Origin of the sequence: Aphanizomenon sp. CS-733/32 (genome assembly GCF_028330045.1) — a bacterium.
GTDB lineage: Bacteria > Cyanobacteriota > Cyanobacteriia > Cyanobacteriales > Nostocaceae > Dolichospermum > Dolichospermum gracile.
In genome coordinates this window covers 1-8,624 of the sequence record NZ_JAQMSE010000240.1, presented here as the reverse complement: position 1 = coordinate 8,624, position 8,624 = coordinate 1, and the positions used below count along the sequence as shown (strand labels likewise).

The following is an 8,624-nucleotide window of genomic DNA, read 5'->3' as shown; positions in this document are numbered from 1 at the left end:
ATGACAGCAAGCATACACAATGGTATAAACGCCCTGATTGGTTTGCAGTTTTGGAGGTATCCCGTTTTTATGAACAAACAGAACTACAGCAAATTGTCATCAAACCCGGAACAAGAACCCCACCCCCAACCCCCTCCCCGCAAGCGATGAGGGGGCTAAGATGTACCTTATATGATTGGAAATCGCTGTAAGATTAAGTTATGTTACTTGGTGTGAAGGAACATATCCCTTTGTGGTAGTAGAATTAATATCTCCAGGAACAGAAAACGAAGACTTAGGGAGAAATAAAAATTTACGGGAAGTTAATCAACCTCCCAATAAATGGACAGTATATGAGCAAATTCTGAGAATCCCCTATTATTTTGTCTATAACCGTTATACTGAGGAGTTTCACTGTTTTGGTTTGGTAACGAACCGTTATCAACCGCTCTCTATTAATGGATTAGGGGTATGGCTAGAAGAAGCTGAATTGGGTTTAGGACCATTAGTCTGAAGTTGTTAAAACTGATTGTTACCCCTGCGGATAAAAGTGCAGTTTTAGCACAAGAAATAGCCAAAGAAACCTATAAAGAAATAACTCAAAGACCATTGCAATTACAACTGATTGATTTGCTAGAGACTATCATGGTTTATAAACTGCCTATTTTAAGTAGAGAGGAAATACAGCAGATGATAGGAATAACAGACATAGACCTCAAACAAACCCGCTTTTATCAGGATGTCTTTGCTGAAGGAAAACAGGAAGGAAAACAACAAGGAAAGCAAGAAGGAAAACAAGAAGGAAAACAAGAAGAGGGAGTGAGTATCGTTCTGCGTCTTCTGAAACGGCAATTTGGTTCTTTAGATTCTGCCATGGAAACTCGAATTCGGGGTTTGAAACTAAGTGTAATTGAAATGTTGGTTGATCAATTACTTGATTTCACGGATATTTCTGAGTTAAAAACCTGGTTAGAAGACCACTAAATTTTCGCCAGACTCATTGAGATATACTTTATTGATATTGAAAGCGATCGCTAATTTATAAAATCTCAAATTAGTCATTGGGGAAATTCTTTAACCTTGACTCTATAAATAAAATAAGAAAATCAGATCCCCGACTTCTCTCAGAAGTCCGGGATCTGAAAGATATTGAAAGCGATCGCTTGGTTAAATGAAACTATTATACTCAAAACGGCTAGAAGCCGGACTTTTTTATCATATTAGGACTTACGCACAAGTCACGGAATAATGAACCACGTTCGCGAAGCGTGCCGAAGGCATAGGAACGAAGAGAAGGAAGAAAAGAGGGTTTGAGAGATATTTTGCGTAAGTCCTGCATACAAAGAACAAGGTTCAAATAAGTTATATAAATGAAAACAGATAAATTGATAATTTAAGTCCTAATTTAGCTATACTAAGATTAATAGTAACGCCTAAAGACCAAGCAGGATTAGCAGCTAGGAAAATTTTAAACTTGTGGTAATTTAACTGCTATTCAAGAGCAAAAAGTGCGATCGCTCTCCATTTCTCAATTAGAATCATTAGGAGAGGCATTATTGGATTTTCAAAATATGGCAGATTTGGAAAATTGGTTACAAGATAATCTCCAAGTTAATGAAAACAGATAAAACGATTATGATAGGGTTTATCACCTCAGTTAAGACTTAAAATTAAGGTGATAAAAAATGGCTTATAGTGACTTTACTTTAGAAAGAATCACGAAAACATTTGGTATTAGTTCTGTCAACCAAACATTATATTTAAACTGTAGCTGAGTAAGTAAAATGCAACCTACACAAGCAAATTACGAGATTTATGAACAAGATTATCCTGAATGGTTAGATATTACCCTTAACCAACTGCAAAATCGGGATTTGGAAAATATTGACTGGGAACATTTAATTGAGGAAATCACTGCATTGGGAAACGAACAACGACATAAGGTAGAAAGTTATTTGAGACAACTTATTAAACACTTACTTCTTTATCAATATTGGGAAAGTGAGAAATCCTATTGTGCTAAAGGATGGATTGAAGAAATTGATAATTTTAGGTCTGAATTAGATTTATTATTAGAGTCTAAAGTTCTTTATAATCATTGTGTAAAAATTCTAGACAAGATATACATCAAGGCTAGAAATAATGCAATTCGTAAATCTGAACTATCTCCAGCAATCTTCCCTGAAAGTTGTCCTTATTCCTTAACAGAAATTCTCAATCCTGAATGGTTACCATGATCACAAGAAATCTAAATAATCAATTATGTTAGATTCTCAACAAGAGTTAAATAACTTATACCGTCAAGATTTATACCAATGGATAGAAACTACTATTCATAAAATTCAGATAAATTAGATTGAGAAAACTTAATCCTAGAGCTAGACGATTTCGGCAACTTTCAAAAGTATGAATTAGAAAGCCGATTGCTAGTATTATTTGAGCATTTATAATATTGGTGGATGGCAGGGTACAATTAATTATAGAACAACGAAAACAAATTCAGAACCTTTTAAAAATAAATCCTAGTCGCAAAAAATGATGATGCCTAAAATCAAAATATTACAAGAGGATCAATCTTATACTTTTAGTTCTTATTTTGATTTACCCTATGAAACTGATGATATTTTAAGAGAATTTGATTATTCATTTATCAAAACAGAGTTATCTTTGCCACAAACAAGTCAATGTATAGATGAACTGTTACTAGTTAAAGAAAAAATCAGAAAAATTTTACCTTTGATTAGTTTAAGTAGTGAAACTGCCAGACGAGAAACTTTAGTAGCTCCAATTTTGTTAGAAATTATTGCTATTTGTAACTGTCAGCTAAAAATTGAATATCCGTTAAGAGTGAATGAGCGGTTAAAAGGAACTTTAGATTATTTATTAGAGTCAAAACAGAACTTATTAATAATTGAAGCCAAGAAAGATGATTTAACAAAGGGTTTTACTCAACTCGCAGTGGAATTAATTGCTTTATCTCAAGTTACGGAGCAAGATATATTTTATGGTGCTGTAACTATTGGGAATTTGTGGCAATTTGGTAAATTAGATAAAGTTGAAAAAACTATCTATCAAGATTTGAACCTGTTTAAAATTCCTGATGATTTGCTGGATTTAGGTAAAGTTTTATTAGGTATTTTAGCATAATCATATTATGGATAAATTTATCATCAACGAATTTATTGAGCCAGTGAAGTTTTTGCCAGTGCGTTTTAGAACAGTCAAAAAACAAGTAAATAAAATAGGACTTACGCACAAGTCACGGAATAATGAACCACGTTCGCGAAGCGTGCCGAAGGCATAGGAACGAAGAGAACGAAGAAAAGAGGGTTTGAGAGATATTTTGCGTAAGTCCTGTAAAATAATTAGATATTAACATTATGACTAGTACCAATAAACAGTTAACTCAACAACCATTATCAGTGCAAAATATTCTTAAACTGTTTCAAGAGCAGGTTCAATATTTATATGGAAATAACTTAAAGCAAATTATTTTATTTAGTTCTTACGCAAGAGGAAATTTTACATCGGATTCAGATATAGATATTCTGATTGTTACTCAAAAAAAATTGTCAAAACCAGAACGAGAACAACTAATTAATTTTATTAGTGATGTCTCGATTAATGACGATATTTTAATCAACTTTATTGAAATGCTTACTCAAAAATTTGAGTTAGAACAGAGTCCATTACTCCTAAATATTCGGAGAGAGGGAGTTATTCTGTGAATAATCATGAAATTATGTTACTATTAGATAAATCTCAAAATAGTCATAAAGCCTCTATACTGTTGCTGGAATAACGATTTGCGCGATTTAGCAGTTGGTAGAGCTTACTATACTATGTTTTATATCGCTCAAGCTTTTCTGTTATCCAAAAATTTATCTTTTTCTAGTCATAAAGCTGTTATTTCTGCTTTTGGACGAGAGTAATGTGGTAAAATATCTATAAAAGGTTGAGTCGCTAGTTTATTGAAGGTAGGAATATGTCTTGGTTCTGAACTGACCAGTAGGAATAACATTGAAATTAAATAATTTAGGATAGTAGTTATGATTACAAAAACAGAAGAGATTACTGAAAATATAATTCAAAAAATCCAAAATTTACCCCTAAAAAATCAACAACAAATATTGGATTATGTCGAATTTATTGCCAATAAATATCAACCGGAAAAAGTTAATCCAACTCAAAAACCCCAAAAACGAATTGCTGGACTTCAAGAAGGAAAAATTTGGATGAGTGATGATTTTAACGAACCTTTAGGTGATGAAATTTGGGGAATTGAATAATGAGAATCTTACTAGATACTCATGCTTTTATTTGGTTTGCTGAAAATTCGCAAAAACTGTCGCAATATGCTACTATCTTGTTAGAAGATAATAGTAATCAAGCATTGCTAAGTATAGCTAGTGTGTGGGAAATGCAAATCAAAATTTCAATGGGTAAATTAAAACTTGATTTACCTTTACCTGAGTTAATAGACAGCCAAATCAAAATTAATAATATCCAAATCTTACCGATTGAACTAGCTCATATTTGGGCTTTAGAGCAACTCCCTTATCATCAGAAAGATCCTTTTGATAGGTTGATCATTGGTCAGTCTATAACTGAAAATATTACTATTCTCAGCATTGATACTATTTTTGATGCATATTCGGTTAAGAGAGTATGGTAATGTTATAATGTAATAGTTGAAATATATTTAAAAACTAATGTCAGATACAGTTATTCGTGTTGAAAATCTAGGTAAAAAATATATTATTGGACATCAACAGCAGGAACGTTATACAGCACCGCGAGATGTGATTACTAATAAGGTTAAATCCCTTGGTAGTTTAATAAATCCTCAAGCTAAAAATGAAAATCCTGCTTTTGAGGAATTTTGGGCTTTAAAGGATGTATCTTTTGATATTAAACAAGGTGATAGAGTAGGAATTATTGGCCGTAATGGGGCGGGAAAATCAACTTTATTAAAGATTTTAAGCCGTATTACCGAACCGACAAAAGGGAGTATTAAAATTAAGGGTAGGGTTGTCAGTTTATTGGAGGTGGGGACTGGTTTTCATCGCCCATTAATGATGATAATGCTGATCTTCAGTAGCGGCAAGGATATTTTTCAATTTCTTCACAATTAATTGTTATTTGAATTATGTTTAACTCTAAAACAATTCTAATTACAGGTGGAACAGGGTCTTTTGGTAAGGTATTTGTCAGAAATGTTTTAGAACGATATCCAAATATCGCTCGTTTGGTTATTTTTAGTCGGGATGAACTCAAGCAGTTTGAAATGGCTCAAGAATTTCGAGATCAAGACTTTCCAGGGCTGCGATATTTTTTGGGTGATGTCCGGGATCAAAATCGCCTAAAAAGGGCTTTAGAAGGAATTGATATTGTCGTTCATGCAGCCGCATTGAAGCAAGTTCCAGCAGCAGAATACAACCCCATGGAATTTATTCATACCAATGTCCTTGGTGCAGAGAATGTAATTCAGGCTTGCTTGGATACTGATGTCAAGCGAGTGGTAGCTTTGTCTACCGATAAAGCAGCAGCACCAATTAATTTGTACGGGGCAACTAAACTATGTTCAGATAAATTATTTATTGCAGCAAATAATATTAAGGGTAAACGGGAACTGAGTTTTAGTGTAGTACGCTATGGCAACGTTATGGGTTCTCGTGGTTCAGTAATTCCTTTTTTCCTGAAGAAGCGCCATGAAGGGGTGATTCCAATTACTGATGCAAACATGACACGGTTTAATATCATGCTGCAAGAGGGAGTGGAAATGGTGCTGTGGACGATTGAGAATGGTGTGGGAGGGGAGATATTTGTGCCAAAGATTCCTTCCTACCGAATTACTGATGTAGCCAAGGCTATTGCCCCAAATTGTGAACATCGGATTGTTGGTATCCGTCCTGGGGAGAAAGTCCATGAAGAAATGATTACCAGTGCTGATTCCTTGACAACGGTAGATTTGGGCAAGTATTATGCAATTTTGCCCATAACTAACAGTTACAATATAGAATCATATTGCGATCGCATGAACGCCACCCCAGTAAAACCAGGATTTAATTATAATTCCGGTGAAAACAGTCAGTTTCTGACCGTAGAGGAGCTTCGGGAGTTAATTCAAACTCATGTAGATCCAAATTTTCGGGTTTGAGTAATATATCAGCTATCAACACCGGGCTTGTTAAAAAAATTTAATTTTATTGTGGTTTATTGTGGCATTTATCAATCTCTTGAGAAAAACTCAAACAAAATGGTTAACCCCATTTAAAATCTTCAGTACCCCGTCCTATCAGCAAATTCGGTTAACAATAAACCCGAACAAAAAGTTACTACTTTTGTCCTTTACCAGTAACCTACTAGCTGCTTCTTTAGAAACCGCCACCTTGGGGGTAATTTTTTTAGCTCTAGGGGTTCTAGAGTCTCATAAACTCCCTCACTTACCCAACCAAATAGCGTCCACATTTCCCTGGTTAGCTCAAAAATGGACTGGGGAGAGCCAAACAATTTTTTTAGTCCTCATTGCCTTAGCAGTAGGGTTGCAATTAACACGCAGCCTCATGGACTATGTAAGTAAAGTAGCTACTGGAGATTTGACAGCCCGGATTCAAGCCCAGATGACAGAAACAATCTTTGCCCGGATTATTAGTCTGAGCTTTCCCTGTGCCAGTCGCTATAAAGTGGGAGACTTAACCGCCCATGTCGGTCAAGCAGGTAGCACAATTGACCTACAAATGAGGAATTGGAATGGGCTACTGACGGGAGTGTTTTTAGTCCTAGCCTACTCAGTCACAGTCCTAGCAATTTCCGTGCCTCTGTCAGCAGTTGCAGTGTTATTGTTTATGGTTTTGGTGTTTGTTCAACGTTGGTTACTGCCCCGCATTCGTGCCACCTCAGTGAAACTTTCCCATGCCCAGGTAGATGTTTCTAAAGACATGGTGGAAAATATCCAAGCCCTGCGAGTGGTGCATACCTTTGGTCGTCAAGCCGAGACAATTGAACGAGTAAGATCCCTACAGCAGGAAGTTCTAGGCTTTTTACAGCGCCAAGTGCGGTTAATGTCCATTACCAGCCCCCTGAATAATAGCTTAACGATTTTAGTGGTTGCTGTTTTGTTGACAGCGGGTTCACTGCTGCTGCGGCGAGAACAGTCGGCAGTGTTGCCATCTCTAGCTACCTTTATTTTGGCACTAAATCGCCTGTCTATGCAGATGCAGGGAATAGCCGGAACAATGCAGCAGTTGGCGGAAAACTCAGGACGGATGTTACGCATAGATGAAATTTTATACACAAAAGACAAAGAGTTTACTCGTTCTGGCGGCGCGGAATTCACCGGACTTAAATCCGCTATCAGCTTTACTGAAGTATCCCTCCACTATGATGGAACTACCAGCCCATCTCTGGTCAATGTGTCATTTAAATTACCGAGAAATTCAGTCACAGCCTTGGTGGGGGAGTCTGGGGCTGGTAAGTCATCAATCGCAGATTTGCTGATTGGCCTATATGAACCCACATCAGGGCAAGTCTTAGTAGACGGATTGGCTTTACAATCCTATAGCTTAGAAAGCTGGCGCAAGGGGCTGGGAGTGGTTAGTCAGGATACCTTTATCTTTAACCAGAGTATCTTAGAAAATATCCGCTACGGATTGCCCCAAGCAACGACAGATGAAGTGCGAGATGCTGCTCATTTAGCTCAAGCTGATGGGTTTATCTCCTCTCTCCCCCAGGGTTATGATACGGTAGTGGGGGAGCGGGGCTATCGGCTTTCAGGTGGGCAAAGACAACGGATAGCACTGGCACGGGCAATTTTAATGCAGCCGGAGATATTGATTTTAGATGAGGCTACCAGTGCTTTAGATAGTCAGTCAGAGCGATTGGTACAGGAAGCATTAAATCAGTTTGAGCGCGATCGCACCGTGTTAGTTATTGCTCACCGTCTTTCTACTATTGTCCGTGCCGACCAAATTATAGTCCTAGAAAAAGGACAAGTGGTGGAACAGGGCAATCACCAGGAGTTATTGGAACTAGATGGGAAATATGCCCACTATTGGGCGCTGCAATCAAGAGAGAAATAAAGCAATACTATTCACTTCTTTTAGTAACAGTAAAATCACTTATGGATAGCACAAAACGTCAATACTACGCCTTAGTTGCGCAAGCTAGGGAAATTTACAAAAACTCAGGTAATGTTTCCTCTTTTTTGAGAAATTCATTAAGCTTAGAGACAAATACGCCGGAAATCATAGAAATCTCTTATGATTTACAGGCGGGGAGTTATATTGAAAATATTAGCAAAAACTACGATCATCATCATAAATACTGTTCTGAGATTGCCAGCCACATAGACAAATATTTAAATAAAGGAGATTCTTTGATTGAAATCGGCTGCGGAGAAGCAACAACAATGCTTGGTGTTTTTCAGAAACTTAACCAGAAACCCAGTAAATTTTTTGGCTTTGATATTTCTTTGAGTCGAATTAAAGTTGGTATTGATTTTTGGTTTAGCTTAACCGACAGAAGCCCCACGTCTCACTCTTAGGAGCGTGGGATGAATGGCGCGTGAGTTGACGACAGTTCCCTGACTAATGTGCGTAGCACGAAGGAAGGGAACATGGAGGAAACGAACACTTTCTTATTCT

11 protein-coding genes and 3 pseudogenes are annotated in these 8,624 nt (G+C 36.7%); 13 read left to right on the top strand and 1 reads right to left on the bottom strand.

From position 1 onward, the window contains the following. The 7 genes and pseudogenes from PN471_RS20725 to PN471_RS20695 all read left to right on the top strand — a co-directional run. Positions 1 to 191 (top strand): annotated as a pseudogene (locus tag PN471_RS20725) (hypothetical protein); the annotation flags it as partial. Continuing rightward, positions 191 to 481: pseudogene (locus PN471_RS20720) on the top strand (Uma2 family endonuclease); the annotation flags it as partial. The pseudogenes PN471_RS20725 and PN471_RS20720, both read left to right, overlap by 1 nt. A 14-nt stretch (positions 482 to 495) precedes the next feature. Continuing rightward, entirely contained in the window at positions 496 to 963 is a 468-nt protein-coding gene (locus PN471_RS20715; RefSeq protein ID WP_271778449.1) for a DUF4351 domain-containing protein, read from the top strand. Between the two features lie 524 nt (positions 964 to 1,487). After that, positions 1,488 to 1,607 carry a DUF4351 domain-containing protein gene (locus tag PN471_RS20710; RefSeq protein WP_271778448.1) on the top strand — a complete coding sequence of 40 codons (120 nt, stop codon included), beginning with the start codon at positions 1,488 to 1,490 and terminating at the stop codon, positions 1,605 to 1,607. Positions 1,608 to 1,763: 156 nt separating this feature from the next. Next, on the top strand, positions 1,764 to 2,216 hold the full coding sequence (locus PN471_RS20705; protein ID WP_271778447.1) for a DUF29 domain-containing protein: 453 nt from the start codon (positions 1,764 to 1,766) through the stop codon (positions 2,214 to 2,216). Between the two features lie 298 nt (positions 2,217 to 2,514). Continuing rightward, complete coding sequence (locus PN471_RS20700) at positions 2,515 to 3,126, top strand: hypothetical protein (protein ID WP_334311927.1); 612 nt, start codon at positions 2,515 to 2,517, stop codon at positions 3,124 to 3,126. 233 nt (positions 3,127 to 3,359) lie between these two features. Then, on the top strand, positions 3,360 to 3,707 hold the full coding sequence (locus PN471_RS20695) for a nucleotidyltransferase domain-containing protein (protein ID WP_271778446.1): 348 nt from the start codon (positions 3,360 to 3,362) through the stop codon (positions 3,705 to 3,707). A gap of 167 nt (positions 3,708 to 3,874) precedes the next feature. Here PN471_RS20695 and PN471_RS20690 read toward each other — a convergent pair whose 3' ends face one another. Continuing rightward, positions 3,875 to 4,000, bottom strand: a complete 126-nt coding sequence (locus PN471_RS20690) for a hypothetical protein (RefSeq protein WP_271778445.1) — start codon at positions 3,998 to 4,000, stop codon at positions 3,875 to 3,877. A gap of 28 nt (positions 4,001 to 4,028) precedes the next feature. On the opposite strand from PN471_RS20690, the gene vapB reads away from it, so the two are divergent. The 6 genes and pseudogenes from vapB (at position 4,029) to PN471_RS20660 (ending at position 8,524) form a co-directional block, all read left to right on the top strand. After that, the gene (vapB, locus tag PN471_RS20685) at positions 4,029 to 4,268 is read left to right on the top strand and encodes a type II toxin-antitoxin system VapB family antitoxin (protein WP_271778444.1); all 240 of its coding nucleotides are present in this window, start codon (positions 4,029 to 4,031) and stop codon (positions 4,266 to 4,268) included. Further along, the gene (locus PN471_RS20680) at positions 4,268 to 4,654 is read left to right on the top strand and encodes a type II toxin-antitoxin system VapC family toxin (protein ID WP_271778443.1); all 387 of its coding nucleotides are present in this window, start codon (positions 4,268 to 4,270) and stop codon (positions 4,652 to 4,654) included. The genes vapB and PN471_RS20680 overlap by 1 nt, the downstream gene beginning before the upstream one ends. 37 nt (positions 4,655 to 4,691) lie before the next feature. Then, positions 4,692 to 5,054: pseudogene (locus tag PN471_RS20675) on the top strand (ATP-binding cassette domain-containing protein); the annotation flags it as partial. Between the two features lie 74 nt (positions 5,055 to 5,128). Next, the gene (gene pseB / locus PN471_RS20670) at positions 5,129 to 6,139 is read left to right on the top strand and encodes a UDP-N-acetylglucosamine 4,6-dehydratase (inverting) (RefSeq protein WP_271778442.1); all 1,011 of its coding nucleotides are present in this window, start codon (positions 5,129 to 5,131) and stop codon (positions 6,137 to 6,139) included. Between the two features lie 184 nt (positions 6,140 to 6,323). Beyond that, positions 6,324 to 8,060: an ABC transporter ATP-binding protein gene (locus tag PN471_RS20665; protein WP_271778441.1), complete on the top strand. Its 1,737-nt coding sequence runs from the start codon at positions 6,324 to 6,326 to the stop codon at positions 8,058 to 8,060. A gap of 41 nt (positions 8,061 to 8,101) precedes the next feature. After that, positions 8,102 to 8,524 (top strand): hypothetical protein, encoded by a 423-nt coding sequence (locus PN471_RS20660; RefSeq protein ID WP_271778440.1) that lies wholly within the window; start codon positions 8,102 to 8,104, stop codon positions 8,522 to 8,524. The last annotated feature ends 100 nt before the right edge of the window (positions 8,525 to 8,624 follow it).